Origin of the sequence: Streptomyces sp. NPDC050161, from assembly GCF_044460025.1 — a bacterium.
In the GTDB taxonomy this organism is placed as follows: Bacteria; Actinomycetota; Actinomycetes; order Streptomycetales; family Streptomycetaceae; genus Streptomyces.
In genome coordinates, this window is the sequence record NZ_JBITJM010000008.1 from 75,095 (window position 1) to 100,571 (window position 25,477).

Here is a 25,477-nt window from a genome sequence, read left to right on the forward strand (position 1 = left end):
TGTTCAAGGCGAGACCACACCGACCGGTCACATTCGGGCAGGTCAAGCCGCATGACGGGCAGGGGGGAGGGGCGCGAGGAGGGGACTCGGCCGGTGTTGGTCCGTCCTCTCAGCGCCTCGCATTGGTCTCCTCGGCGGGGAGATCGGCAGGCGTCGCAGGAACGTTGCGGCGATGACGACACACACCCTGCCGCGAGCACGGTCACCATTCGGGCACGCAGGAAGGCGATACGGGTTTCGCGGAACGGCCCGGTCCGTCGCGCCTGGAAGGCGCTCGGCGTGGTTCGGCGTCGCCGCGAGAGCGCCGCGCGCGTCGGCAGGGACGGTGCGCGGCGGCGATCCCACCCGGTGGAGCGGCAAAGAAGCCACCGAGAAGGGCCAACACGCAAGCCGGGCCGTCCTGTCCGCTTGCCGGATCACCTTGAGCCGCCCCGCAGTGCCTGCTGAGTGCCACCCGTTCTGATCCCTCTCGATGCTTTCACGGCAGGGAATTAGGTGCGGGGCACGGTGTCGAATTGCCTGCGAGGAAACGGACGCCTTGGAGAGGTCTTGCGTCGTCCCTGCGGCCACCGGCACGGCTGTCAATACCGCCAGGTATTCTCGGATACATCGTCAACGCGGCCCGACGGGCTTCCGCTCCGCCCCGGTGGAGTCTCGAAGGACATGCCCCCACCCGCACGAGTCACTTCGTGCTGCCTGGGGGAAGTCTTTGCTGTTCCGCGCGTCCGCGAAAACGGTCGCCGTCAAGGCACTCGACGGTTCGCTGTTCCTGCATCACACCGACCAGTTTGTCCGCATGCACGGTTACCGGCCCGGCGCCTCGGAGGTGCGTTCCTGGGAGCGCAGCATCCCCGTCATGGCTGCCGCGCTCAACGATGCGGGTCTGGGCGACGTGGAGGTCCTGCTGGAGTACACGCTCCCTCTGAACAGCAAGCGTGCCGATGTCGTGCTCGCCGGAGTGCACCCGGTGACAGGAGAGCCGTCGTACGTCGTGGTGGAGCTGAAGCAGTGGAGCCAAGCCACGCCCGATGAGGACGATCCGGCTCTGTGCCGGATCGACACCTACGCGCATCCGGTCCTCAACCCCATCGAGCAGGTGCGGCGTTACTGCGAGTACCTCGTCAATTTCAATGGTGCGGTGGCCGAGCACCCCGGCAGGGTAAGTGGAGTTGCATTCCTCCACAACGCCACCGACTTCGGCGTCAGCGGCCTGCGTGAGCTGGAAACCGATGATCGTGGTCAGTTGTTCACCGGCGATCGGCGCGGAGAATTCCTCGACCACCTCCGCGCGAGGCTCAGTGACAAGCACCCGGGCGTCCGCGCCGCCGATGAACTGCAGGCGGGCAAGACCGGACCGTCGAAACAATTGATGGCGGTCGCCGCCCAAGAGGTGCGTCAACGCGAGCAGTTCCTTCTCCTTGACGAACAGCAGGTCGCGTATCGAATGGTGCTCAATGCCGTGCGCAAGGCGAAGCAGTCCGACCACAAAGAGGTCGTGGTCGTCACCGGCGGGCCAGGCACCGGCAAGAGTGTCATTGCGCTGTCCCTGCTCGGCGAGTTGTATCGGCAGGGCATTCCGGCCCTGCACGCTACCGGCTCCCAGTCGTTCACCAAGACGATGCGGAAGGTCGCGGGTACCCGCAAGCGGGAGGTGCAGGAGTTGTTCAAGTACTTCAACAGCTTCATGACCGCGCAGGAGAACAGTCTCGACGTCCTGATCTGCGACGAGGCCCACCGCATTCGCGAGACCTCCGCCAACCGCTACACGCCCGCGGCACACCGCACCGGCAAGCGGCAGATCGACGAACTCATCAACGCTGCCCGTGTGCCCGTCTTCCTTCTTGACGAGCACCAGGTGGTGCGCCCTGGCGAGATGGGCACCGTGGACGAAATCAAAGCAGCGGCGGAGGCCAACGGCTTCGGCTGCCATGTCGTGCCGCTGGAGAGCCAGTTCCGTTGCGGCGGCAGCGATGCCTATCTGCGTTGGGTGCAACGACTGCTCGGTCTGGAGCCCGGCGGTCCGGTGGTGTGGGAGCCGGACGATCGCATGCGGCTGTCGGTCGCCGACAGTCCGCAGGAGATGGAAGCATTCCTCGACGCCCGCCGTGCCCGGAACTACAGCGCCCGCATGTCCGCCGGCTACTGCTGGCGCTGGTCCCCGGAGCCCAAGCCCGGCGAACCGCTCCCGGCCGATGTCGTTATCGGCGGCTGGGCCCGCCCCTGGAACCTGCGCGGCGACCGCTCGGTATCTGGCGCACCGCCGGCAGCTCTGTGGGCCACTGATCCCGCGGGCTTCGGGCAGATCGGCTGTGTGTACACGGCGCAGGGCTTCGAGTACGACTGGTCCGGTGTCATCATCGGTCCCGACCTGGTCTGGCGCGGTGATCGCTGGGTGACGGACCGCACGGCCTCCAAGGACCCTGTCTTCAAGAAGTCCACCCCGGACGCCGATGTGGACCGGCTCATCCGCAACACCTACAAGGTGCTGTTGACCCGAGGCATGATCGGCACCATCGTGCACTCGACGGACCCGGAGACCCAGGACAAGCTACGAGAACTGGTGGCTGAGTGCCGGGAAGAGGAATCCGGCTGCTGAGTTTTGCCGAGAAGGCAACAGGGGCGAGGAGATCCATGGCTCCGAGTCACACCCGGACAGCGTGATTCGGCCACGATGCCTGTGGTTCGGGCCGACAGCGGTGCTGCTGTTTCTCGGTCTGCGCCGGCGTCTCTAAGATCACCGGTACCGGTTGCGGCCCGACGGGCTTCCTCATGAGGACATGCCCCCCACCCGCACGAGTCACTCGTGCCCAGGGGGAACCCACCTCGTGTCCATGCTCCTGCTGAAGCTGGCGGCCCAAGATCTGCTCGCCCTGAACGCGAGGCGTCGTATGGTGCCGCACCTCGCCGCCAGATGGCGATACTTCCGTGGGGCTGACGCCTCGCTGACGGAACGTTCCGCTTGGGCGGAAAGCCTGGTGAGCCTCGCCCACGACCTGGTCGCTGCCGGCCGCGGAAACGTGGAGATGATCGTCGAGTGCGCTGCCACGCTCAACGAGAACGACCGACCGGGTGACCCCCGACTCATCGATGTGGTTCTCGTGGGTCGTCATCCGCAGGAACACCGACTGTCCGTTCAACTCGTCGAGCTGAAACGCTGGTCGATGGTGACCAGGGTGGAACGGGCCACCGCGGAAATGGTGCATGTCCCCGGGATGGACAGGAAGAAGCACCCGGCTCTGCAACTGCGCGAGTACTACGAGGCTTTCACAAGCGAAAGCGGGCCGCTGAACGGGCTCTCCTACGAGTGCGGTGGCTTCGCCTACCTGCACAACGCCACGGATGAGTCCGTGCAGCCCTTGCTCGACGTCGATGCGCCGACCGGAGCCTACGCCCGTGTGTACACGAGCGACGGCCGCAACGAGCTGCTGTCCGATCTCCGCAAGCATTTCGCCGAGGAGGGTGGGGCATCCGCCGCAGAGATGCTCCTGCGGAGCATGGGCCTGCGTAACACGCCACTGCTCGACGCCATGATCTGCTCCCGCGGAGACGACACCGTATTCACCCTGCGCGGGCGGCAGAAGGTGGTCGCCGACCAGATCATGGACACCGCTTCCAAGGTTCTACCGGACTCTCGGTGCCCCGCCCTGGTCCCGGACGAACGGCGCGTGATCTTCCTGGTGACCGGTGGTGCCGGCACCGGTAAAAGCGCCATCGGCCTCCAGGTCAAGGCGGAGTTGGAGGCCCAGGGGCGGGCGGTCAAGTACGCCAGCGGCAGCAGGGCCTTCAACGGGGCGATCCAGGAACACGTCGGCTACGGCGACCGGCAGTTCCGGGAGACCTTCGCCTACTTCAGCAGTTTCGTCACCCCGCCGGACCCACGGCTGGACGTGCTGATCTGCGACGAGGCGCACCGCCTGCGGGACCGCACGACCAACCGTTTCTGGAAACCCGAACAGCAGGGCACACGCCCGCAGGTGGACGAACTTCTCGATTCGTCCCGTCTGACGGTGTTCTTCCTGGACGAGGGCCAGGCCGTGCGGCCGAACGAGGTGGGTACTGTCGGCCTGATCGAGGATGCGGCGCAGCGACACGATGCCCGACTCGTCCGATACGGCCTCCGGGAGCAGTTCCGGTGCGGCGGCAGCGATGCCTATGTTCGCTGGGTCCGTGACGTGCTCGGAGTGACGGACGGTACGCCGGAGCAGTGGAGACCGGACGGACTGATGCACATCGAGGTGGCGGACACCCCGGAGGAACTCGAACACGTCATTCGTACCGAAGCCCTGGCAGGGGCATCCGCGCGGATGGTCGCGGGTTACTGCTGGCCCTGGACGAAACCACTCGGCAAGGAAAAGCGGTTGGAAGCCGACGTGCGCATCGGCGGCTGGCACAGGCCATGGAACGCGGACAGCACATCGTTCTGCGAGAACGATGCACCACCGTCGAGGATCTGGTCGGTGCACGCGAACGGCCTCGACCAGATCGGCTGTGTGTACACGGCGCAGGGCCTTGAGTGGGACTGGTGCGGAGTGATCATGGGGGAGGACATGGTGCGCCGCGGCGATCGATGGGTATTCCGCCGAGGCAAGGAGTATGCGGACCCGGAATCGGGTGTCAAACGGGTCGCCGTGTCCGGGTCGTTCGATCCGAAGGTGAAGGCCGGCAGCGTCGATGATCAGGAGTTCGCCCGACTCGTCAGCCATGCCTACCACGTGTTGATGACCCGGGCGAGCCGGGCGACAGTGCTCTACTCCACGGACGAGGAGACCCGGGCCTATCTGAAGAAGCTCGTCGGCGAGGTGCAGATCGACGGCCTGCGCCCCACATGGGAGAACCTGCCGCAGGAAGCGCGCGTATCACACCTGCCTCGGCCCCGGAGAGGAAAGCGCCCCCGCAAGAACAGGAAGAAGCCGCACGCGGAGGAGCCGAACCTGCGGCTGTTCTGACCAGCCTGCCGAAAATATGGAGTGGCGGGCTCTCCGGGCCCGCCACTTGCCTGGGTCAGAAGATCAGGCTCGCTGCCGCGGTCAGGGCCGCCACCACAAGATTGGTGACGACACCTACGGCGACGTCGACCAGGATCTCGCGAAACCGGTTACGACGTGCAGGCTTGTACGCAACGGGGGTCATGTGTACCACTCCTTGGTATGAGCTGGAAGTGGCAGGGATCGCCCTACCGGGCATCCGCACTCACACCACGTGCAGTACGCAGTGGAAACCACTCGTCAGTCACAGCCGAGGATCAGCACCATCACCGCCGACGTACCCTCCGGGAAGGTGCGCAGCGTGAACAACTCTAATACAGGGGTGAGTTGGGTGCGCTCGATTTCTGGCCGCCGTGGGCCACGGCCGGGTGGCCGGAGGGGGCGCCATGCTGCGCTACCCCCTCACCCCGCACTCAACGCCTCAGTAGGCGCCACCCCCGCCGCCCGCATCGACGGATACACCCCCGCCACCACCCCGATCGCGATCGCTCCGGTGGTGCCGGCGGCTATTGCTGACAGGGGGATGATGGGGGGCCAGCCCTGGTAGGTGGCGTAGGCGAGGGAGGCCAGGACGCCGACGGTGGTGCCCAGGAGGCCGCCCAGGAGGGACAGGGCGATCGACTCGGTGAGGAACTGGCTGCGGATCTGGCCGCGGTGGGCGCCGAGGGCGCGGCGGAGGCCGATTTCGCGGCGGCGTTCCAGTACGGAGATGTACATCGTGTTGGCGACGCCGACGCCGCCGACCAGCAGGGCGACGCCTGCCAGGCCGAGGAAGAGGGCCGAGAAGGTCGCCGCGGTGGCGCGTTTCGCGGTCAGGGCGTCGGAGGGGCGGCTGACCTGGATCAGGCCCGGTGTCTGCGGGTAGACGGTGGCCGCGAGTACCGAGGCGACGTCCTCCACCGAGTCCTCGTGTGCCGTGGTGTAGACGACCGTCGGGTGCCCGTCGAAGTGCAGGACCTTCTTGGCGGCGCCCCAGCCCACCAGGACGGAGCGTTCCAGGTCGGGGGTGAGGCGCATCGGGTCGAGGATGCCGACGACGGTGAAGTAGGTGTCGCCGATGAGGACTTGGGGCGGTTCCTGGCCGGGGGTCAGGCGGGGGATGCCGAGCCGGGCGGCGGCTTCGTAGCCGAGGACGACGGTGGGGAAGTTGCCGGTCGTCGCGGTCAGGAATTTACCTGAGCTGACCGTGCCGTTCACGGCGGGCAGCAGGTCGGTGCGGGCCGCGAGCACGGTCAGGCCGAGGCCGTCGTTGGGGTCGGTGTGCTCCGAACGGCGCACCAGGGCATGGGTGTTGGCGACGGCGCTCGCATGGGTGACCGGGCCGATCCGCCGGACCATGTCCGGTGCTTCCTCGGGGATGAGGACGGGCGGCTTCTGGTTGGGGGCGGGTTCGGCGCGCAGCGTGTTCGTGCCCAGCGCGGACAGTTGCTGGTCGAGGTGGCGCTGGCTGGAGGCCGGGATGCTGGTCACCAGGATCAGGGTGGCGATGCCGATGGAGATGCCGAGCGCGGAGAGCGCGGCGCGCATCCGGCGGGTGCGGATCCCGAGGAGCCCCAGGCGCAGCACGTCGGAGGGGGCGAGCCGGACCGGGCGGCTGGGGTCGGCGTCCGGGGCGTCCGGTGCGGTGTCGGTGTCGGTGCGTTTCACTGCGGGCCCCCGGTGTGCGCTGCCTCGTCGGCGACGATGCGGCCGTCGCGGATCTCGACCCGGCGTGGCAGCCGTTCCGCGATGTCCCGTTCGTGGGTGATGACGGCGATGGTGGTGCCCTCGGCGTTCAGCCGGATGAGCAGGTCGAGCACGGCCTGGCTGTTGGCCGTGTCGAGGGCGCCGGTCGGCTCGTCGGCGAGTACCAGCGCGGGCCGGTTGACCAGAGCGCGGGCGATGGCCACGCGCTGCCGTTCGCCGCCCGACATCTGATGCGGCAGGTGCCCGACGCGGTGGCCGAGCCCGACCCGCTCCAGCGCGGCGACCGCCAGCGGCCTGCGTTGCCGGCGGGGCACCCCCGCGTACAGCAGTCCGGTGGCGACGTTCTCCGCGGCGCTCAGGCCGTCGGTGAGGTGGAACTGCTGGAAGACGAAGCCGAGCCAGCGTCCGCGCAGCGCCGACAGGCGGCGGTCGGACAGCCGGGCCGGGTCCTCGCCGGCGATCTCGACCGAGCCGCTGGTCGGCAGGTCGAGGGTGCCCATGATGTTCAGCAGCGTCGATTTGCCGGACCCGGAAGGTCCGACGATGCCGAGCAGGTCGCCGTCGGCGATGGTGAGCGAGACGTCGTCGAGCGCCTTGACGCCGCCGTGGTACGCCTTCGTCGCGTTCTTGACGGTGAGGACGGGCGGGCCGGTCCGGCGGTGCGGGGCGGCGGAGGACGTGCCGTCGGCGGCCGGTGCGGTGTGCGGCAGGGTCACGACGTGGTCACCACCCGGTCGCCTTCCTTGATGCCCGCACCCGAGACCTCGACCATGCCCTTCGCGAACAACCCGGTCTTGATGGCGGCGAGTTGACCGCCGGGCCGCTGGAGCGCGTAGCCGCCCTCGCGCAGTGCGAGCAGCGAGCCGACCGGGACGGCGAGCACCTGCTTGCGCTTCTCCGTCGTGAAGGTGACCTGCACGGACGCCGAGCTGATGTCCTTCACCGCGGCGCTGTCCTCCGGCTCGACCGTGACCTGGAGCGTGGCTTCGGACGGTGTGCCCGAGCCGTCGTCATCGGTTCCGCCCTGCACGGTCTGCCCCACCGAAGTGACCTTGCCGGGCACGGTCTTGGTGTTGGGCAGGGTGAGGGTGACGGAGTCGCCCTTGTGGATCGGGCCGGAGTCCTGCGCGTCCACCTTCACCCGGATCGACTTGCGGACGGACGTGACGGTCAGCACCTCCGACGCCGCCGGATCCCCGAGCTGCGCCTTGATGCCGCTGACCCGGTAGGGGCCGGGCAGCACGACGATGTGCCCGGGGACGAGCTTCCCGGTCTCCTGCTGCTCGGTGTCGTGCTGCCAGCGCTTGAGCGCGGCGAGCAGCGCGGGGGTCAGTTCGGTGCCGGGCTCCGTGTCTCCGTTGGAGGCGGTCGCCCGCGGCGTCGGGCCGGTGTCGTAGCCGAGCGCCCGGAGGTTCTCGGCGAGTACGGTCACGTCCCGTCCGCCGGTCCCCGCGGTGCCGAGGGTACGGAAGAACGGGGTGTCGCCGAAGAACACCATCACGGGTTGGTCGTCGACCCAGTACAGCGGCTTGCCGCGGGATACCGGGGCGCCCGTCTTCGGCAGCCGGGTCACCGCTCCCTTTCCTGTGCCCTTGACGGTCCGCTGCCCGCCGAAGCCGAGGGTGCCGGGCAGCGTCCGGCTGTCGGCGAGGTCCGTCCGCACGATTTTGGTCGTCCCGGCCGAGGGGGCGCCGGCCTTCTTGGGCTGCTGGTCACGGCCGTGCGCGGTCAGCGCCACCGCACCGGCGGCGCCCCCGGCGAGTACCGCCACGGCCACCGCTGCCACCGCGACCCGCCTGCCCCGGCTGCGGCCGGGCGCCGGTGCGCTGTCAGTGCTTGACACTGAAGGACTCCTTCTGGCACACCTTGCTGGCCTTGAACTCCTCGGCTTCCGGGATGCCGTTGTTGTCGTCGTACGTGTAGCCGTTCGCGACGCCGTGCTCGTCCTGGGTCATGTGGATGTGCGCGCCCTTGGCCTTGAGGCACTTCACGAAGACGCGGTATTGGTCCGTGTAGTGCGGGTTGACGTTCGAGTCCAGCTCAGGAGGCTGGAGGGGCAGCTTCACCAGACACGCGTCGAAGGCCGGCTTGTACTTCTTGGCGACCTCCATGCTCTGCACCGGCGCCGCCTGCTTGGCGCCCGCCATTTCGGCCCGCTTGGTGTTCATGGGGACGCCGTGGGCCTGGAGGCAGGCGTTGTAGGCGTCGCCGAGCCTGTTCCTCTCCTCGTCCGAGGAGTCCATGCGCAACTGGGGCCGCCGGGAGTCGGTCTTCGACGAATCCGACGCACCGGACTTACCGGCTGACGACGGGCTTCCGGTCTCCAGGGTCGAGACGCCGTCCTTCCCGGCCTTGGCGTCGCCACCGTCGCCCGCGCCGCAGGCGGTGAGCACGGTCGCCGCGAGAAGCGCGCAGACGGAGAACGCGGCCGTACGGACCGCGGGGGGCAGAGGTTTCGTGTTCCGCATGCCGCCCAGCATCACGACGACTTGTCAGGAAGCTGTCAGGAACTCATGGCGTGCTCATAGGGGTCGTGCCCGGCCGCCCCGGGCCGCGCACGGCGTTCCTAGACTCACCAGCATGTGTGCGCGCGTGGTCGTCGCCGAGGACGACGGAAAACAGGCGGAGCTGGTCCGCCGCTATCTGGAGCACGAGGGCCATGACGTGGTCGTGGTGCACGACGGCGCCACGGCGCTCGCGGAGCTGCGCCGCCGTCCACCGGACCTGCTGATCCTCGACGTGATGATGCCGTTCATCGACGGCCTCGACGTGTGCCGGATCGTGCGCGCCGAGGCGGCACTCGCCGCCCTGCCGGTGCTGATGCTGACCGCCCGTTCCACCGAGGACGACCTGCTGCTCGGCCTGGACCTGGGCGCGGACGACTACATGTCCAAACCGTTCAGCCCCCGTGAACTGATGGCCCGCGCCCGGTCCCTGCTGCGGCGCGGCAGCCGTACGGGCACGGGCGGTGGCGCCGATGCGGCCGTGCCGGACCCGGTCCTGCGGGTCGGGCCGCTGACCGTGGACCCCGGACGCCACGAGGTGTGGGCCCACGACCGCCGGATCCACTGCACACCGGGCGAGTTCCGGCTCCTCGAAGTGCTGGCGACGCGGCCGGGGCAGGTCTTCACCCGGGCGCAGATCCTGGAGCGGCTGCACGGCTTCGACCGCTACATCACCGCGCGGACCGTGGACGTGCACGTGATGAACCTCCGCAAGAAGATCGAGCAGGACCCGCGCAACGCCCGCCGGCTGGTGACGGTCTACGGCGTCGGCTACAAGCTCGTCGACGAGGAACCGCCCACCGGCCGGGAGGACCCGGGGCACGCCGCCGGGCGCAAGGACATCCGCCATGGGCCCTGAGACGAAGCGGTACGGCCGCGGCGGTACGGCCGCGAACAGCCGCCGCCGTACGAAGAGTTGGCGATTCCTGCCGGCGGCGCTGGGCCGCGAGGTGCCGCTCCGCCGCAGCCTGCTGCTGCGGCTGCTGGCGGTGTCCGTGGTCGTGTCCGTCTGCTCGGTGGCCGCCACCGCCTACGTCGTCGTCCGGATGACGGCCGTCGCGATCCGCCAGGAACAGGGCCAGGCGCTGGCCGACGACGCCAAGACGTACGACGCGCTGCTCGGCTACGCGGCCCGGCACCCGGACTGGTCGGACGCCGCGGGAACGGTGCACGCGCTCGCCCGCAGGACGGGCCACCGCATCGTGCTGACCACCCGCGGCCACCCGCGTCCCGTCGCCGACTCCGACCCGGAACCCGGCGTGCCGTTCCGGCCGCCCGCCAAGCCCACCGCCGTCATCGACCCGCTCGCCGTCGACCCCGACCTGCTGCCGGGTGCGGCGGGTGACCTGATCGACCCGCGCGCGGTGGGGCCGTTCCTGCTGCCCCGCGACGAACGCGACAGACTGGCGGGCCTCGCCGCGCGTGTCCAGGCGTGCGTGCATCAGACCACGCAGGAGGACGTCCGCATCGAACGGGAGCCGAGCGGGCGTTCCCGGGTGCCGCTGCCGCCCGACATGAGCACCTCGGCCCGGTGCAGAACCGAGATCATCGACGAGCCCACTCCCACCGAGAAGAAGGCGCTGGCCGCGCTCGGCACCCTCGTCAACTCCTGCCTCGCCCACCGCGGCGCGCCCGCCGTGACCCTGTCGCTCGACGACAGCGGCAAGCCGGTGGCCACGGGGCGCGAGGCCGGCCGGCCCCAGGTCTCCTCGTGCATCGCCACCAGCCGCGCGGAACAACTCGCCCCGTACGTCGCGCCCGCCGCGCAGCTGTACGTCTCCAGCCCCGGCCGCACCGCGACCACCTTCTTCGCGCTGTCCCCGGCCAACAAGGCGCGGATCGCCGGAGGCGCGGCGCTGGTGCTGCTGGTGACCGTCGCCGTGACCGTCCTGGCCGGTATCCGGCTGGTGCGTCCGCTGCGCGCGCTGACCGCCGCGGTGCAGCGGCTGGAGGAGGGCGACGCGGACGCCCAGGTGCAGGTGACGGGCGCCGACGAGATCGGCCGGCTGTCGGTCGCCTTCAACTCGATGGCCGGACGCCGCGCGGAGCTGGAACGGCTCCGCAGGGCGATGGTCAGCGACGTGGCGCACGAACTGCGGACGCCGCTGAGCAACATCAGGGGCTGGCTGGAGGCGGCCGAGGACGGCGTCGTCGAGACCGATGACGACCTGCTCGCCTCCGTACTTGAGGAGGCGCTGCTGCTCCAGCACATCATCGACGACCTGCGCGATCTGTCGGCGGCCGACGCGGGCGAGCTGCGGCTGTCGAAGGCGCCGGTGCAGGTCGCGGACGTGCTGGCGCAGACCGCGAACGCCCACCGCGCCGACGCGGACACCAGCGGCGTGACGCTCACCGTCACCGCAGAGGACGGGACGCTCGTCGACGCGGACCCGGTCAGGCTGCGGCAGATGACCGGCAACCTGGTCTCCAACGCGATCCGGCACACGCCCCGCGGCGGCACGGTGGCCCTGCGGTCGCAAGTGGCGGACGGGTCCGTACGGATCGACGTGGCCGACACCGGAGCGGGTATCGCGCCGGACGAACTCCCGCACGTCTTCGACCGTTTCTGGCGCGCGGAGAAGTCCCGCAGCAGGCAGACGGGCGGCAGCGGCCTGGGCCTGTCCATCGTGCGCAAACTCGCCGAGATGCACGGCGGCACCGTCACGGCGCGCAGCACCCCGGGCGCGGGCTCCGTCTTCCGGCTCACCCTCCCGCTGCTCCCGGAGGCAGTGAGGGCGGGTGACGGCGCCGGGTGAGGCGGAGGGGGCGGCCCGGACGGCACCGTGGGGTCCGTCCGGGCCGCCGCGCGGGCGCGCCGGATCAGATGGCCGTGGCAGCCAGCTCGCCGGCCGGGGAGTGCGCCGCCTCGTAGGCCAGGCCGACGCGCAGCACACCGGCGTCGTCCAGGTAGCGGCCCATCAGCTGCATGCCGATGGGCAGGCCGGCGTGGTCGCGGCCGACCGGGAGGGACAGCGCGGGCACACCGGTGATGTTGGCGGGAGCGGTCAGCCGCGAGTACGTGTCCAGGAGGGTTTCCGTGCTGCCGTCCGGCCACTGGACGCTTTCCTGCCCGATCGGCACCGCCGTCAACGGCACGGTGGGCGCGGCGATCACGTCGACCTCGTCGAACATGCCGGCCCACGCCTGCTGAAGGAGCGTGCGCGCCCGCCGGGCCCGCAGGTAGTCGCTGGCGGCGACGGACCCGCTGCCCTCCAGAAGCAGCCGGACGTCAGGACCGTACAGTTCGGGGACCGCCCGCAGCGTCTTCTCGTGATACGCCGCGGCCTCGGGGGCCAGCAGGCCCCACCCGGTGGGCAGGAGGTACCGCGCCAGCGGGATCTCGACCTCGACGAGTTCGGCACCGAGCCCGGCCAGTCGCGCCAGGGCGCCGCGCACGGCGGCCTCCACCTCGGGGTCGACGCGCTCGAAGTAGTAGTTGACCGGCACACCGACGCGCACCCCGGCCAGACCGTCCTCCGGGCGGCCCTGGCGCGGGCGGGGCAGCGCCCGGACGGATGCCGGGTCATCGGGGTCGTGTCCGGTGAGCGCGGGCAGCACCAACTCCGCGTCCCGCACCGTGCGGGTGAGCGGCCCCACGTGGTCCATGGACCAGCCGAACGGGACCACGCCGTTCAGGGAGACCAGGCCGTACGAAGGCTTGAGCCCGACCACGCCGTTCAGCGCCGCCGGCACGCGGATCGAACCCCCGGTGTCCGTACCCAGCGCGAAGGTGGCCGCGCCGGCGGCGACGGCGACCGCCGAGCCCCCGCTCGACCCTCCCGCGATGCGGCCGTGGTCCCAGGCGTTGGCGGTCTGCGGAGTGGTCACCCCGAAGGCGAACTCGTGGGTGTGGGCCTTGCCGACGAGCACCGAGCCGGCCTGCGACAGGCGCGTCGTGACGGTGCTGTCCCGCGCGGCGACATGACCGGCCCGCACCCGCGAACCCGCCACGGTCGGCAGGCCGGCGACGTCGATGAGGTCCTTCAACGCCACGGGCATGCCGTGCAGCGCGCCCCGGTACCGGCCGGCCGCGATCTCCTGGTCCGCCTCCGCGGCCGAACGCAGCGCACGCTCGCCCGTCACCATGGCGTACGGGTGCAGCACCGGATCCACCGCCGCGATCCGTTCGAGGACGGACTCGGTCACCTCCCGGGCCGTCAACTCCCGTGCCGCCACGGCTTCGGACGCCTCGGCGAGGGTCAGCTCACAGGGACGCATCGGCCGCTCCCCGCCCGCTGCCGTGGCCGCCTTCCGGCCGGACGTCCGTCAGGTCCAGCTCGTGCAGGGGGCTGATCAGGATGTTGAGGTGCCGGGCCACGGCGGCCACGGCGGCCCGGTGCCCGTCCTGCGGATCCGGGACCGCGGACGGCGCCGGTTCGGCGGCCTCCCCGGACGGGGAATCGATGGTGCGCATGTACGCCCTTCATGTCGGTGCCGACGGGCGACGTCAGGCGGCACCCCCGGCAGTAAACGCAACACAATTGTCTTTGCGAGGGTAGGCGGTCGCTCCGCGCGGTGCGGCGGCGGAACCGCGGTGAGCTGCACAGGGCCGCGGCCGGGCCGAATCCCGTGACGGGCGGGCCCGTTCACCTCGGGTACCCGGACGGGCCGCGCGTTCGCCATCCCGCGCCGCTGCCCGCCACCGCGCGCTACCGAATCCACTTCAGCCAATGTGGTGCGCGCAGGACCCGGGAATGACGGCGGGATCATTCGAATGTATTACCTCCTATATTCGCGTCGAAGGAACGCTCTTTCGAGGGACGGCGGGATTCCGAGCCCGGCGGCTAAGATCGGCGCCGCCCCCGGATCTCGTGCAATTTCACGGCCGCGTGCACATGGCCGTCGAGCACGCCGGGTGCGCTGTGTGCGAGTGGCCGGGCGTCAGGAGTATCGGCGCTGGTCAGGAACGAATGACTGGGAGAATATGGTGCATTACGGAAATGGTGTGGCTGCGGACTCGATCGAGGCTGCCGCCTGGGTGAAGGCCGAGGCCAGCGACCCGGTCGGCAACTGCGTGGAAATTGCACGCCTGGATGGTGGCGAGGTGGCCTTCCGGAACTCCCGCTTTCCCGGCGGCCCCGCTCTGGTGTTCACGCGTTCGGAAATGGCGGCCTTCCTCGACGGCGCGCGGAAGGGCGAGTTCGACCGCATGACTGTCTGAAACCCATTGGGCAGAGTTCGTGGCGGCTGCCCGATTCCTCATGCTGGGATGCTGGCGGGAGTTTCGCCGGTGTGGAGGAGTCAGAGTGATCGACCGCGTCCTTAGTGTTGTCCCGGGCAACGACGGTGTTGAGGAGCAGGCCGAACCGCCGGTCGCCGCAGGCAGGGTGCTCGGCACCTACCTGCGGCAGCTGCGCGAACTGGCCGGCCACCGCCTCAAGGACGTTGTCGACGCCGGCGTGATCGGCTCCTCGTCCACCCTGAGCCGCTACGAGGACGCCAAGACCCCCTTCAAGGAAGAGGTGGTCATCGCGCTCGCGAAGTTCTACGGCCGCACGGACGAAGGCGAGTTGGCGGCGCTGCGCGATCTGACGCGGCAGTCCCTGGTCAAGGAATGGTGGGCGTGCTTCCGCGATGTCGTGCCCGGCTGGCTGGGGCGGTTGATCAGCATGGAGGCGGCGGCGCGGGAAATCCGCACCTACGAGGGCTTTTTCGTCCCCGGTCTGCTCCAGACCTCGAAGTACGCGCGGGCCGTGATGAGGGCGCCGTACCGCAGGTCGGCCGGTGAGGACCCGGACGAGAAGAGCGAATCGCGGATCAACCGCAGGCTGAGCGTGCGCCTTCGGCGGCAGCGGCTCCTCGACGAGGCCGATGCCCCCGACTACTACGCGCTGTTGGACGAGAGCATCCTCAACAAGCCCACCGGCGGGCGGGCCGTGATGCGCGAACAGCTCCGCCATCTCTTCAACTACGCGGAGAACCGGGAGCGCATCCACATCCGCGTCCTCCCCTTCACCGCGGCCGAGCACGCCGCCGCGCCCATCTCCGCCATCACCCTGCTGAAGTTCCCGCAGGGCAAGGGGAGCGACATGGCCTACCTGGAGGGCGGCACGTACGTCAGCAATCCCCAGGAAGTCGAGGAGCACAAGGTCGATCTGCTCTACCTGTGGGATCTGGCCGCCGACAAGAAGGCGACCCTGAACATCCTCCAGCACTACATCGACAAGCTCGCCGAGACGGACGAGCCCTAGGACAGCGCCTGGCCGGCTATCCGACGCGTGCCACACCGCCGTACCCGATCCATTCCCGGGTGGCCTGCCGAGGGGAGAGGTCGGTGTCCGGGTGCCACTGCGACACATCGACCGGAGCGGTGCATTCCGCCGGTTCCAGACCGTCGAAGTAGCGGTCGACCTCGGCGAAGGAGCGGACTCTGCCCCACCGTCCGCCGGTCGTCCGGTGCATGAACTCCGTGGCCTCGCGCCGTAACGCCGCGTTGTCGCTGGCGAGTTGGGTGATCACCAGGTAACTGCCGGACGGTAAGCGGTCCGCGACGTCACGCAGCAGCCGCCAGGGGTCGTCGCGGTCCGGGACGCAGTGCAGTACGGAGACGAAGAGGGCGGCGACGGGTTGGTCGCACCGGATGAGCCGACGCACCTCGGGGTTCTCGAAGATCTTGTCGGTGTCCCGCAGGTCCGCGTCCACCACGGCGGTCGTCGCGAGGTTTTCCTGGAGCATCATCCGCCCGTGGGCGAGCACCATGGGGTCGTTGTCGAGGTAGACCACCCGGGCGTCAGGCGCGATGTCCTGGGCGACCTGATGGACGTTGGGGCGGGTCGGCAGCCCTGATCCGTGGTCGATGAATTGCCGGATGCCGCATTCCGCCGTGAGATACCGCACGGCGCGCAGGAGGAACGCCCTGTTGATAAGGGCGAGTTCCCGGGTGCTCGGCGCGATGCGCAGGAGTTCCGCACAGGCTTTGCGATCACAGGAGAAGTTATCCGTACCGCCGATAAGATAGTCGTACATTCTTGCAACGCTGGGTGTACTGACATCAATGGAAATGTGGTTCTCCCCGCGCCGTGCGTCCGTCTCGCAGTTGCTCTCCGCGAGACGCGCAGGACTGATCGCCTAAGCCATCCATGCTAGAAGCAACCCCCCGCACGGACTAGTTCGTCCGCCGTGCACGGGGGGCCACGCAGGGGGAATCGGCCGCATCGCAGGGGAGGGGTATGCCCCGGCGTACGCGGTCGCGCGGACGTGAATTCCGGTGTGTGGTGCGGGTTATGGTGCGAGCATATGCCGGAAGAATGCGGCGCGGGTATATCGGGGACCGCATGACGCATCCCGGCGACGATTTCGGTTACGTGCCGCCGATGCCGGCGAGGCCCGCCGCCCGGTGTACCGACGGGCTGATGCCATGGCGGGGGAACGGGGCTCGGCCCGGTGGCGGGGGAGGGGCGTTCGGGCCCGCGCCGCGGCGGCTTTGCGTTCCGACAGGGGGGAGAGGGGCGGGCAGCCGTCCGATGGCGACGGTTCGGCGGCGGGCCTGGTGCGGCTCCCTTCAGCATCGATGCCGGATCCCGGGGCCGGTACGGGGTAACTTCCGCTCGACGTCGATGCTTTCGAGCCGGTGGTGAGGTAGCGGGAGTGAACACCCCGTCGGCCGGTGCGGAACGCGGCGCGGGGCCGGTGTGTGCCGTACGGGAGTGACGTCCGTTCCGGGCGCTCCGTTGGCGGGGTTCGCGCGCGCGGTGGTCGTGCCGCGTGCCGTGGCGGCGGGCGGAGATCCGCCGGTGGCCTCGGCGTGCGGGCGGTGGCGCGACGGGCCGTGCCGTCGGTTGCGGGCGCTCCGGGGGAGGGGCGGAATTCCTGTGCGATCAAGAAAGCTTGTTGCACGCCGTTCCACAATGGCCGAAAGCAAGCTGCCTGCCCGCCGGGTCCTTTGACGGTGGCAGGTCGCTGCCGGCGCACCGCGATGCGCCGGCAGCGACCGGGGGTCACGGGCGCCGGACCCGCAGGTACATCACCCGGGTCTGGTCCCACCAGAGCGCGGGAACCAGGGCGATGAGGGCCTTCGCCGGGAGCGTGAGGCCACGCCGTGCGGCAGCCGCCACCAGCGTGGCGGCCAGGACGGAACTCCGGCGCACGGTGCGGGCGAAAGCGCGCACGGTGGCTGTTTGCGCGCAGGAAAACGGCGGAATGCTACGGTCGGGAAACTCCGGAAGTCGGCTGGTCCGCTTCCGGTTTGCGCGTTCGGTCATCTCGAACCCCTTCAAGGTCGATGGGCGGACGTGTAAGAGGTGCCTCCTTGTGTGGCACCTCCCAAGGGCTTCGAGGCGGGCGGTCAACCCCTCGAAGCCCTTCGTGCTGTCCTGCGCTGCAACGTAGCCAGCCGTGTGTCGCGTTCGCCATCGCCGCGATCCCGGTGAAAGCGGAATGACCTTGTGCGGTTGCGGAGTCCGCTCCTCGCCTCAACGGGGCGTCAAAGGCGCGAATTCCTTCACTTTCGATCAAGGGTGGTCAGCGGCGAAAAGGGGAGCGGGAATTGGGTGCGGCAATGTTTCAGAGGGCCGGGGATCGGACACTCTTATCGGTCATCCAAAAGGAGTAGCTGGGCGCCCCGGCTGTCCGGTTCCCGTGCAAGTGCACCGGGAAGACCGGCTGTTGGCCTCCGATCAGGCCGGGCGCGAGCGCGGGTGCGTCCGTCGACCCCCGGCATCGCAGGGGCGCCGCCGTCTTTACTGTGAGGGCAGGGCCGCGGGCTGACCGTGTGCCCCCTTTCCGGAAGGAGGTCCTCCATGTCGGGGATTGAAGGCAAGGTCGTCGTGATCACCGGTGCGAGCAGCGGTATCGGCGAAGCCACCGCGCTGCTGCTGGCCGAGCGCGGTGCCAAGGTCGTGCTCGGGGCACGCAGACCGGAGCGGCTCGAAGCCCTGGCCGCCCGTATCGCGGAGTCCGGCGGTGAAGCGGTCTGGGCGCGCACGGACGTCAAGCGGCGCGCGGACCTGGCCGCCCTCGTCCAACTGGCCCGCGACCGCTTCGGGAAGACCGACGTCCTCGTCAGCAATGCCGGGGTCGGGCTGATCTCACCCCTGGACGACCTGCGCGTCGAGGACTGGGAGGAGATGATCGACGTCAACCTCAAGGGCGTGCTGTACGGGATCGCCGCGGCGCTGCCCGTCTTCCGGGAGCAGGGCTTCGGTCACTTCGTGAACGTCGTGTCCACCTCCGGGCTGCGCATCGTCCCGCTCCAGTCGGTGTACGCGGGCACGAAGAACGCCGTCCGCACCATCTCCGAGGGGCTGCGCCAGGAGGCGGGCGACGGGCTGCGCGTAACCGTCGTCTCGCCGGGCTTCGTCCGCACGGACTTCGCGCAGGCCATGCCACTGCCGGAGGTGAAGGCGCGCATCGTGGACCGGATGGAGGAGATCGCGATCCCGCCGGCCGCGGTGGCCCGCGCCATCGCCTTCGCCGTCGAGCAGCCGGACGGCGTGGACGTGGGGGACATCGTGGTGCGTCCTACGGCGCAGGATTAGAGAGTGCCCCAACTGGCGCTGGATGGCCGTCAGTTGGCGTAGTGGTCGCCGGATTCCGGAGCCGATGGCGGGGTGCTGGCGGGGACCGGTGTGAGGCGGTAGGTGGTTCCTTCGGGGGTGACGAGGCCGGCGGTGGGGGCGGGGAAGTGGCTGCCCAGGAGCAGGGTGTCGGTGCCGGCGAGCGCGTCGAGGAGGGTGCGGCGGCTGTGGACGGCGCGGGCGGCGTCGGTGTCGACGCAGCTGGTGATGCCGGGGTGGCGGAGCTGTACGGGGTGGTGGATGCAGTCGCCGGTGATGACGGCTGACCGGCCGCGGCTGCGGAGCTGTACGGCGACCTGCCCCGGGGTGTGGCCGGGGGTGGGCAACAGGCTGATGCCAGGGGCCACTTCGGTGCCCCCGTCCGGCACGTCGATCAGATCGAGCAGGCCGGCCTCGCGGACCGGGTGGACGGAGTCGCGGAACATCTGGGCGCGGGGCTCGTCCATGTCGGTGTGTGCCCAGTGGTCCCATTCGGCGCGGGCGGTCAGGTACCTGGCGTTCGGGAAGGTGGGCACCCATGTCCCGCCGTCGGCGCGGGTGTTCCAGCCGACGTGGTCGGTGTGCAGGTGGGTCAGGACGACCAGGTCGACGCTCTCGGGCGGGAAGCCCGCCGCGGTGAGCCGCCCGAGGTAGTCGGTGTCCAGCTGGTGCCAGGCCGGGTTGGCCCGGGTCTTGCCGTTGCCGATTCCGGTGTCGACGAGGATGCGCGGGCCGCCCGCGTCGATGGCGAAGCTGTGGCTGGCCAGGCGCAGGATGCCCTCGGGGTCGGCGAAGTCGGGACGGAGCCAGGGGGCGTGGCGTACGGCGTCCGGGGTGGCGTCGGGCAGCAGCCAGGGGCCGGTCTGCGGGGGGAGGGTCACTTCGTCGATGCGGTGGACGAGCAGGTCGCCGACGGCCCAGGTGGGCGCGGAATCGGGGGTGTTGGGGGAGGAGGGCAACGGGACTCCTTGGGGTGCGCGGGGTGTGCGGACGCGGTTAAAGCATCGTCTTTGCGTTAGTGGACGGTATGTCGTACGGTGCCGTTAACGCAAATACGAAGCTTTTGTGGGTCGGGTGCCGCTCGCTCCACGTCGCGAAGGGACCTGCCGATGACCACCGCTGACCTCCTCCCGCACGAGGTGTCCCCATGGGCCCTGAGGGCCGGCCTGCCGCTCGCGGCGGAGCGGCTCGACCCGGTGTCCGCCACGGCCAACCACATCCAGGGCGTCATCGGCGCCCTGCGCGACCTCGACTTCGCGGAGACCGCGCCCGCCGCGGCGTACCTCGCGGGGGAGGAGCTGTCCGATGCAGCCGTATGAGCTGACGCTCGCCGCCGCGGCGCAGGCGATCGCCGCCGGGCAGCTCTCGCCCGCCGAGCTGACCGAGTCGTTCCTGGAGCGGATCGAGGCCGTGGAGGGGCACCTGGGGGCGTATGTGACGGTCCGCGCGCAGGCCGCGCGCACGGCGGCGGCGCAGGCGGGCCGGGACATCGCGGCCGGCCGGTACCGCGGTCCGCTGCACGGCATCCCCATGGGCCTCAAGGACCTCATCGACGTCGCCGGGCTGCCGACCACAGCCAGCTCCCGGGTCCGTGCGCACCACACGGCGAGCGCCGACAGCACGGTCGCGGCGCGCCTGAAGGACGCCGGGGCGGTGCTCATCGGCAAGACCCACACCCATGAGTTCGCGTACGGGCTGACGACGCCGCAGACCCGTAACGCGTGGGCCCCCGACCGGGTGGCCGGCGGGTCGAGCGGTGGCTCGGCCGTCGCGGTCGCGGCGGGCGAGGCGGCCTTCGCGCTGGGCACGGACACCGGCGGTTCCATCCGGGTTCCGGCGGCGCTCAACGGTGTCGTCGGGCTCAAACCCACCTACGGTTCGGTGCCTGTGCGCGGCGTGACGCCGCTGTCGTGGTCCCTGGACCACGTCGGCCCGATCACGCGCACGGTCGAGGACGCCGCGCTGGTGCTGGACGTGCTGACGGGGCGGCAACCAGGCGATGGAGTAAGGGAGTTGTGGGCATCTCGGCGTCATCCGGAGGGTAGGGGTGAGGACTTGGCCGGGCTGCGGGTCGGCGTGCCCGCGAACCATTACTTCGACCGGGTCGACCCGGAGGTGGCGGCGGCGGTGCGCGCGGGCATCGGCCACCTGGAGCGGCTCGGGGCCGAGCTGGTGGACGTCGGCATTCCGATGGCCGATTACATCCAGGCCACCGCGTGGGGCCTCATGGTGCCCGAGGCCACGGCCTACCACGAGCGGACGCTGCGGACCTCCCCCGAGCTGTACACGGCCGACGTCCGGGTCCTGCTGGAGGCCGGTGCGCTCGTCTCCGCTGGCGACTACCTGCGCGCACAGCGCTCCCGCACGCTGATGCGGCGCGCCTGGGCCGAGGTGTTCGACGCGGTGGACGTCATCGCGGCGCCGACGGTGCCGTGCGTGGCCGCCCGCAGCGACCAGGAGACCGTGCGCTGGGCGGACGGGTCGACCGAGAGCGTGAGCGACAGCTACGTCAGGCTGTCGGCCCCGGCGAACATCACCGGGCTGCCCTCGCTGTCGCTGCCCGTCGGGCTGGACGGCGCGGGGCTGCCCATCGGTATGCAGCTGATCGGCAGGCCGTTCGGCGAGGCCGCGATCCTCGGTGCCGGCCGTGCCTTCGAGGCGACCCGCGGTGACGGGGCGCGGCTCGCTCCGGTCGCCGCCGCGTGAGGCGGCCGGGGGAGGAGAGGGCCGCCCGCTTCGGCGGTCCGGGGCGGGGGCGACGTCACCACATTGCGCAATGGCTTTGCGTTAAGGTGGTGGGATGAGTCCCAGAGCAGCGGCCCGCCCCGGCGGGCGCAGTGCCCGCGTGCAGCAGGCGGTGCACACGGCGGTGCGCGATCTCCAGGCGGAAGACGGCGGAGCCGACCTCACCGTGCCCCAGATCGCCGGGCGGGCCGGTGTCACCCCGTCGACGATCTACCGCCGCTGGGGCAGCCTCCAGGAACTGCTGTCGGACGTCGCGGTGGAGCGGCTGCGGCCCGAAGCGCCGCCGGCCGACCTCGGGAGCCTGCGCGCCGACCTGGAACACTGGGCCGCCGATTTCCTGGAGGAGATGTCCTCCCCGCCGGGCCGCTCCTACATCCGCGCCGCACTCGCCGGCGATCCGGACGGCGGCAACGCCGGGCAGTGCTCCGCGTACGCCGTCGAGCAGGTCGAGACCATCATCGGGCGGGCCGCCGGGCGTGGTGAGCACGTGCCGGACAGCGAGATCGTGATGGACCACGTCGTGGCCCCGATGATGTACCGCATCCTCTTCCGCCCGGGGCTCCTCGACGCGCAGTACGCCCGTGAGCTGGTCGCCACGGTCTTCTACCGGCTGATGCCGTTGCCGTGATGCGGTTGTGGTGACGTCCGTTGTCGTGACGTCCATTGCCGTGCTGCCCGCACGGCGGCCCGTGGACCGCCGTGCGGGACGGACCGGTTACGACCCGTTCGTGGACCTGCGGCGCCTGGCCAGGGCCAGCGCTCCGCCGCCTGCCACGACCAGGGCGGCGGCGCCGGTGGCGAGGTAGGGGGTGGAACCGGCGCCGGTGCGGGCCAGTTGGCCGCCGCTCGGGACGACGGCCGCGGGGGCCGGCTTCTCGGGCCGCGGCTGCTCGGGGGTGGCCGGCGGCGATGCGGGTGTCGTCGGCGAGGGGGTGGGCACGGCGTTGTCCCACACCGTGATCACCTGCTGCTCACCGGACTTGGCCTCGATGCGCCGGGGCTCCTTGTCGAGCTGGTAGCCGGCGGGCGCCTTGGTCTCGACGATCCAGTACGTGCCGGCGGGCAGGTCGACGGGCTGGGACCTGCCGTCCTTGCCGGTGGTGACGGTGGTGATCGACGTGCCGGGCGCGCCGTTGTCGTCGGCGTGGATCTCGTACGTCGCAGGGGAGGAGACGGCATCGCCGGTGCCGCGGTCCTTCTTGACGGCGATCACGATGGCGGCGGGCTGGAAGGTGATCTCGCCGGCGGCGGGCAGCGGCTGCTGCCTGGCCTCGAAGTAGACCAGGCGCTGCATGGGCTTGCCGTGCACCGTGTGGTCGGTGTGCCAGAAGGTGGGCGAGTTGATCGAGACCTTGGCCGCGAACTTCGCCCCCGCCTTGGTGCCGGGCTTGTCGGGTGTGAAGCGGAACGTCGCCTTGCCCTGGGTGTCGGTGCTGCCGACCGTGCCCGGTGCCTGCGGCTTGGCGATGTTGGTCAGTTCCGTGGTGTTCACGGGGATGCCGGCGGCCGGTTCGCCGTTCCGCGCCACCTTGACCGTGAGGGACTTCTCCTCCGGATCCCGCTCGTAGGGGTAGGTCTTCCCCGAGCCCTCGACGCTGACGGTGTACGGGGTGGCGTCGACCTTGCGGATCTCGGTCCGCAGGCGGTTGAAGGCGGCGACGACGGGCGCCGTGTCGACCTTCGCGTCGGCGCCGTAACCGGCGATGGCGCCCTTCGGCATCCCCTTGTCGAGCCAGGTACCCCACGGCAGCTTCTCGCCGTTGTACCCGTTCTCGTCGATGCCGTCGTGCGCGGCCAGCGCCCACGTCACCAGGGCGGCGGCGGCCGACTGGTTGCGGCCTTCGACGGTGTCGGGCAGCTTGCCGTACTTGGCTGCCAGTTCCGCCAGTTGGGCCTGGGTGTCCTCGCTGAGCTGCTTCGGCGCGCCCGTCTTCTCGTAGCCGTTGTCGGTGCCGTCCGGGCCGTACCACGCGAGGTCGAGGCAGAGCGCGTGGCTGCCGTTGTCCAGGACGTGTGTGCCGGTCCACATGGCGGTGTGCTTGCCGGTCCGCAGGTGCCAGCCGACGGCCCTGCCCTTGTGCCCCTCACGGTCCGTGGCGAACGCCGCGCCCGCAGGCAGCACGGTGGCGCCCGCCACCCCCATCACCACGGCCACCGCACCGATGGCCGAAAGTCTCTTCGTTCGAGCTGTGTGCATGAATCCCTGCCCCCTCGTCACGTGGGCCGCCCGGTACGGGCTCAAGCCCCTCCCGCCCGCGGTCGCACAGCACGGGCGACGCAAGGACATGGCGAACGTCCCGGCTGTCCCGCCCGGCTGCCCCGCAGACTGCCACAGAAAAGTACGACGTTCGGGGCATGTCAAAGGAAGTGTGCGCAATCAAGCCCATCCGGGCGGGACGGGCGGGAGGTATCGGGGGCTTGCGGGGGTGTCGTGGTCCTCTCGGTGGCACGAGATCAACATTACGTAGCGTCAGGAAAGAGATGGAATAAGGGAGTTCGGCATCAAGGAGGGCGGGGCGGGATGCGGCGCTGCTTGCCGGGCCCGCCCCGCGGTGGGGCTCGGCGTCTTACGGGCGCGGCCCGATCTCCTCCCCGTTCTCCCGCACGGTGATGGCCATCGCCGGGCAGATGTCCGCGGCGTCCAGGGCCCGTTCGTCGCCCGCCGTGACCTCGCCGTGCACCGGCCGGGAGTGGGTGCCGTCGAGCGTGAACAGATCGGGTGCGATGCCCGCGCACATACCCGACGCGATGCAGCGTTCCGGGGCTACTTCCACCTGCCAGGTCATCGGCGCCTCACCAGCCCACCGGCATGACGCGCGGACCGCGCACCAGCATCTCGGTCTTCCATGTGATGTCTCCGGCCAGATGCAGCCCGGGGAAGCGGCTGATCAGGGCGCCGAGCGCCTCCTGGAGCTCCAGCCGGGCCAGCTGCGCGCCCAGGCAGTGGTGGACGCCGTGACCGAAGCCGAGGTGCTGGTTGCCGGCCCGGGAGAGGTCCAGGGTGCCGGGTGAGCTGAAGCGCAGCGCGTCGCGGTTGGCGGCTCCCACGGCGACCAGGACGGGGGTGCCGGCCCGGACGAGGGTGCCGCCGACCTCGATGTCCTCGGTGGCGTAACGGGGTTGACCCGCGCCGCTGCCCAGCGGGACGAAGCGCATCAGCTCCTCCACCGCGGTGGTGATCAGCTCGGGCTCGGCGCGCAGCCGCGCGAGCTCACCGGGGTGGTCCAGCAGGGTGTGCACGAAGTTGGGAATCTGCGTCGCGGTGGTCTCGTGCCCGGCGACCAGGATGCCCACGCACAGGTCGACGAGCTCCAGCTCGCTCAGCCGGTCGTCGGCGTCCCGCGCGTCGATCAGCGCCGTCATCAGGTCGTCCTGCGGATCGCGCCGGTGCGCGTCGATCAACTGGGCCATGTAGGCGCGCAGTTCGTCGCGGTTGCGGTCGAACTCCTCGGCGGTCAGTGAGCTGGTCGACAGCGCGGCGTCGCTCCACGCCCGGAACTTCGGCCGGTCCTCGACGGGGACGCCCAGCATCCGGCAGATCACCGCGACCGGTATCGGCAGGGCGAAGCGGTCGACGAGATCGGCGGGCGGCCCGGCGGCCTCCAGCTCGTCCAGCAGATCCTTCGTCAACTCGCGTACCTGCGGCCGGAGTTTCTCCACGTTGCGGACCGTGAACGCCTTGGCGACCAGGGACCGCAGCCGGGTGTGCTCGGGCGGGTCCATGCTCAGAATGCCGCTGTTGCGCTGGCCTTCGGACTGCCGCGGTTCGTCGTGCTCGGCTGCCAGGGCGCGGCTGAACCGCAGATCGCCGAGGACGAGCCTGGCGTCGGCGTAACGGGTGACCAGCCAGGCCGGATCGCCGTACGTCATGCGGACCTGCACCAGGCCGGGGGTGTCGCGGGCCTGCTCGTACGCGTCGGAAAGGCTCAGTGTGTCGGCCGTATTGAAGGGATAGGTGAGGGGCGCTGTGTCGGCTGCGGTCATGGTGACCTCCCTTGTGTAAGCACCTGCTTACAAATGACGTTAGGCCGCCGGCCCCCGTGGGTCAATGACACAAATGGCC

The 25,477-nt window shown here is 70.3% G+C and carries 23 protein-coding genes; 10 read left to right on the forward strand and 13 right to left on the reverse strand.

The genetic code is table 11. The features are described 5' to 3' along the window. Nucleotides 1-709 precede the first annotated feature (709 nt). On the forward strand, nt 710-2,596 hold the full coding sequence (locus ACIBK8_RS16085) for a DNA/RNA helicase domain-containing protein (RefSeq protein ID WP_399042430.1): 1,887 nt from the start codon (nt 710-712) through the stop codon (nt 2,594-2,596). A gap of 235 nt (nt 2,597-2,831) precedes the next feature. Beyond that, the gene (locus tag ACIBK8_RS16090) at nt 2,832-4,946 is read left to right on the forward strand and encodes a DUF2075 domain-containing protein (protein ID WP_399042597.1); all 2,115 of its coding nucleotides are present in this window, start codon (nt 2,832-2,834) and stop codon (nt 4,944-4,946) included. Between the two features lie 55 nt (nt 4,947-5,001). Here the strand turns inward: ACIBK8_RS16090 and ACIBK8_RS16095 are convergent, their stop codons facing one another. From ACIBK8_RS16095 to ACIBK8_RS16115, 5 genes are all read right to left on the reverse strand, one after another. Next, nucleotides 5,002-5,130, reverse strand: coding sequence for a DUF6408 family protein (locus tag ACIBK8_RS16095; RefSeq protein WP_399042431.1), 129 nt, complete (start codon nt 5,128-5,130; stop codon nt 5,002-5,004). A 257-nt stretch (nt 5,131-5,387) separates the two neighbouring features. Next, a complete protein-coding gene (locus ACIBK8_RS16100; RefSeq protein WP_399042432.1) occupies nt 5,388-6,632 on the reverse strand; it encodes an ABC transporter permease in 1,245 nt (414 codons plus the stop codon). Continuing rightward, nucleotides 6,629-7,381: an ABC transporter ATP-binding protein gene (locus tag ACIBK8_RS16105; RefSeq protein ID WP_393687057.1), complete on the reverse strand. Its 753-nt coding sequence runs from the start codon at nt 7,379-7,381 to the stop codon at nt 6,629-6,631. The genes ACIBK8_RS16100 and ACIBK8_RS16105 overlap by 4 nt, the downstream gene beginning before the upstream one ends. Nucleotides 7,382-7,383: 2 nt before the next feature. Next, the gene (locus ACIBK8_RS16110) at nt 7,384-8,514 is read right to left on the reverse strand and encodes a hypothetical protein (RefSeq protein WP_399042433.1); all 1,131 of its coding nucleotides are present in this window, start codon (nt 8,512-8,514) and stop codon (nt 7,384-7,386) included. Further along, on the reverse strand, nt 8,501-9,139 hold the full coding sequence (locus tag ACIBK8_RS16115) for a hypothetical protein (RefSeq protein WP_399042434.1): 639 nt from the start codon (nt 9,137-9,139) through the stop codon (nt 8,501-8,503). Before ACIBK8_RS16115 ends, ACIBK8_RS16110 begins: the two co-directional genes overlap by 14 nt. A 112-nt stretch (nt 9,140-9,251) precedes the next feature. On the opposite strand from ACIBK8_RS16115, the gene ACIBK8_RS16120 reads away from it, so the two are divergent. Beyond that, nucleotides 9,252-10,034, forward strand: a complete 783-nt coding sequence (locus ACIBK8_RS16120; RefSeq protein WP_399042435.1) for a response regulator transcription factor — start codon at nt 9,252-9,254, stop codon at nt 10,032-10,034. Then, nucleotides 10,024-11,931, forward strand: coding sequence for an ATP-binding protein (locus ACIBK8_RS16125; protein WP_399042436.1), 1,908 nt, complete (start codon nt 10,024-10,026; stop codon nt 11,929-11,931). The genes ACIBK8_RS16120 and ACIBK8_RS16125 overlap by 11 nt, the downstream gene beginning before the upstream one ends. Nucleotides 11,932-11,995: 64 nt before the next feature. Here ACIBK8_RS16125 and ACIBK8_RS16130 read toward each other — a convergent pair whose 3' ends face one another. Together ACIBK8_RS16130 and ACIBK8_RS16135 are read right to left on the reverse strand one after the other, a co-directional pair. Then, nucleotides 11,996-13,393, reverse strand: coding sequence for an amidase (locus ACIBK8_RS16130; RefSeq protein WP_399042437.1), 1,398 nt, complete (start codon nt 13,391-13,393; stop codon nt 11,996-11,998). Beyond that, complete coding sequence (locus ACIBK8_RS16135; protein WP_399042438.1) at nt 13,380-13,589, reverse strand: hypothetical protein; 210 nt, start codon at nt 13,587-13,589, stop codon at nt 13,380-13,382. Before ACIBK8_RS16135 ends, ACIBK8_RS16130 begins: the two co-directional genes overlap by 14 nt. A gap of 510 nt (nt 13,590-14,099) precedes the next feature. Between ACIBK8_RS16135 and ACIBK8_RS16140 the strand changes: the two genes are divergently transcribed. Next, nucleotides 14,100-14,336: a DUF397 domain-containing protein gene (locus ACIBK8_RS16140; protein ID WP_399042440.1), complete on the forward strand. Its 237-nt coding sequence runs from the start codon at nt 14,100-14,102 to the stop codon at nt 14,334-14,336. A gap of 85 nt (nt 14,337-14,421) precedes the next feature. Continuing rightward, the gene (locus ACIBK8_RS16145) at nt 14,422-15,366 is read left to right on the forward strand and encodes a helix-turn-helix domain-containing protein (RefSeq protein WP_399042442.1); all 945 of its coding nucleotides are present in this window, start codon (nt 14,422-14,424) and stop codon (nt 15,364-15,366) included. A 16-nt stretch (nt 15,367-15,382) separates the two neighbouring features. On the opposite strand, the gene ACIBK8_RS16150 is transcribed toward ACIBK8_RS16145, so the two are convergent. Both ACIBK8_RS16150 and ACIBK8_RS16155 read right to left on the reverse strand, forming a co-directional pair. After that, the gene (locus tag ACIBK8_RS16150; protein ID WP_399042598.1) at nt 15,383-16,171 is read right to left on the reverse strand and encodes an SAM-dependent methyltransferase; all 789 of its coding nucleotides are present in this window, start codon (nt 16,169-16,171) and stop codon (nt 15,383-15,385) included. 941 nt (nt 16,172-17,112) lie between these two features. Beyond that, a complete protein-coding gene (locus ACIBK8_RS16155; protein ID WP_399042443.1) occupies nt 17,113-17,283 on the reverse strand; it encodes a hypothetical protein in 171 nt (56 codons plus the stop codon). Between the two features lie 630 nt (nt 17,284-17,913). Between ACIBK8_RS16155 and ACIBK8_RS16160 the strand changes: the two genes are divergently transcribed. Next, nucleotides 17,914-18,651, forward strand: coding sequence for an SDR family oxidoreductase (locus ACIBK8_RS16160; RefSeq protein WP_399042444.1), 738 nt, complete (start codon nt 17,914-17,916; stop codon nt 18,649-18,651). 29 nt (nt 18,652-18,680) lie between these two features. On the opposite strand, the gene ACIBK8_RS16165 is transcribed toward ACIBK8_RS16160, so the two are convergent. After that, on the reverse strand, nt 18,681-19,628 hold the full coding sequence (locus tag ACIBK8_RS16165) for an MBL fold metallo-hydrolase (protein ID WP_399042446.1): 948 nt from the start codon (nt 19,626-19,628) through the stop codon (nt 18,681-18,683). Between the two features lie 150 nt (nt 19,629-19,778). Here ACIBK8_RS16165 and ACIBK8_RS16170 point away from each other — a divergent pair, with 150 nt between their 5' ends. The 3 genes from ACIBK8_RS16170 to ACIBK8_RS16180 all read left to right on the forward strand — a co-directional run bounded on the left by ACIBK8_RS16170 (nt 19,779) and on the right by ACIBK8_RS16180 (nt 22,042). Further along, entirely contained in the window at nt 19,779-19,988 is a 210-nt protein-coding gene (locus ACIBK8_RS16170; protein ID WP_399042447.1) for a hypothetical protein, read from the forward strand. Beyond that, complete coding sequence (locus ACIBK8_RS16175; protein ID WP_399042448.1) at nt 19,975-21,375, forward strand: amidase; 1,401 nt, start codon at nt 19,975-19,977, stop codon at nt 21,373-21,375. The genes ACIBK8_RS16170 and ACIBK8_RS16175 overlap by 14 nt, the downstream gene beginning before the upstream one ends. Nucleotides 21,376-21,469: 94 nt before the next feature. Next, a complete protein-coding gene (locus ACIBK8_RS16180) occupies nt 21,470-22,042 on the forward strand; it encodes a TetR/AcrR family transcriptional regulator (protein WP_399042450.1) in 573 nt (190 codons plus the stop codon). 87 nt (nt 22,043-22,129) lie between these two features. Here the strand turns inward: ACIBK8_RS16180 and ACIBK8_RS16185 are convergent, their stop codons facing one another. The 3 genes from ACIBK8_RS16185 to ACIBK8_RS16195 form a co-directional block, all read right to left on the reverse strand. Beyond that, nucleotides 22,130-23,611 (reverse strand): SpaA isopeptide-forming pilin-related protein, encoded by a 1,482-nt coding sequence (locus tag ACIBK8_RS16185; RefSeq protein ID WP_399042451.1) that lies wholly within the window; start codon nt 23,609-23,611, stop codon nt 22,130-22,132. A gap of 370 nt (nt 23,612-23,981) precedes the next feature. Continuing rightward, entirely contained in the window at nt 23,982-24,200 is a 219-nt protein-coding gene (locus ACIBK8_RS16190; RefSeq protein WP_399042452.1) for a ferredoxin, read from the reverse strand. A 7-nt stretch (nt 24,201-24,207) separates the two neighbouring features. Then, entirely contained in the window at nt 24,208-25,398 is a 1,191-nt protein-coding gene (locus ACIBK8_RS16195) for a cytochrome P450 (RefSeq protein WP_399042453.1), read from the reverse strand. Nucleotides 25,399-25,477 lie beyond the last annotated feature (79 nt).

Bases quoted from the DNA above. Each gene is read 5' to 3' on its own strand.
- ACIBK8_RS16090 (WP_399042597.1), top strand. From the start codon at position 2,832: ATGCTCCTGCTGAAGCTGGCGGCCCAAGATCTGCTCGCCCTGAACGCG.
- ACIBK8_RS16095 (WP_399042431.1), bottom strand. From the start codon at position 5,130: ATGACCCCCGTTGCGTACAAGCCTGCACGTCGTAACCGGTTTCGCGAG.
- ACIBK8_RS16115 (WP_399042434.1), bottom strand. From the start codon at position 9,139: ATGCGGAACACGAAACCTCTGCCCCCCGCGGTCCGTACGGCCGCGTTC.
- ACIBK8_RS16120 (WP_399042435.1), top strand. From the start codon at position 9,252: ATGTGTGCGCGCGTGGTCGTCGCCGAGGACGACGGAAAACAGGCGGAG.
- ACIBK8_RS16125 (WP_399042436.1), top strand. From the start codon at position 10,024: ATGGGCCCTGAGACGAAGCGGTACGGCCGCGGCGGTACGGCCGCGAAC.
- ACIBK8_RS16130 (WP_399042437.1), bottom strand. From the start codon at position 13,393: ATGCGTCCCTGTGAGCTGACCCTCGCCGAGGCGTCCGAAGCCGTGGCG.
- ACIBK8_RS16135 (WP_399042438.1), bottom strand. From the start codon at position 13,589: ATGCGCACCATCGATTCCCCGTCCGGGGAGGCCGCCGAACCGGCGCCG.
- ACIBK8_RS16140 (WP_399042440.1), top strand. From the start codon at position 14,100: ATGGTGCATTACGGAAATGGTGTGGCTGCGGACTCGATCGAGGCTGCC.
- ACIBK8_RS16160 (WP_399042444.1), top strand. From the start codon at position 17,914: ATGTCGGGGATTGAAGGCAAGGTCGTCGTGATCACCGGTGCGAGCAGC.
- ACIBK8_RS16170 (WP_399042447.1), top strand. From the start codon at position 19,779: ATGACCACCGCTGACCTCCTCCCGCACGAGGTGTCCCCATGGGCCCTG.
- ACIBK8_RS16175 (WP_399042448.1), top strand. From the start codon at position 19,975: ATGCAGCCGTATGAGCTGACGCTCGCCGCCGCGGCGCAGGCGATCGCC.
- ACIBK8_RS16180 (WP_399042450.1), top strand. From the start codon at position 21,470: ATGAGTCCCAGAGCAGCGGCCCGCCCCGGCGGGCGCAGTGCCCGCGTG.
- ACIBK8_RS16185 (WP_399042451.1), bottom strand. From the start codon at position 23,611: ATGCACACAGCTCGAACGAAGAGACTTTCGGCCATCGGTGCGGTGGCC.
- ACIBK8_RS16190 (WP_399042452.1), bottom strand. From the start codon at position 24,200: ATGACCTGGCAGGTGGAAGTAGCCCCGGAACGCTGCATCGCGTCGGGT.
- ACIBK8_RS16195 (WP_399042453.1), bottom strand. From the start codon at position 25,398: ATGACCGCAGCCGACACAGCGCCCCTCACCTATCCCTTCAATACGGCC.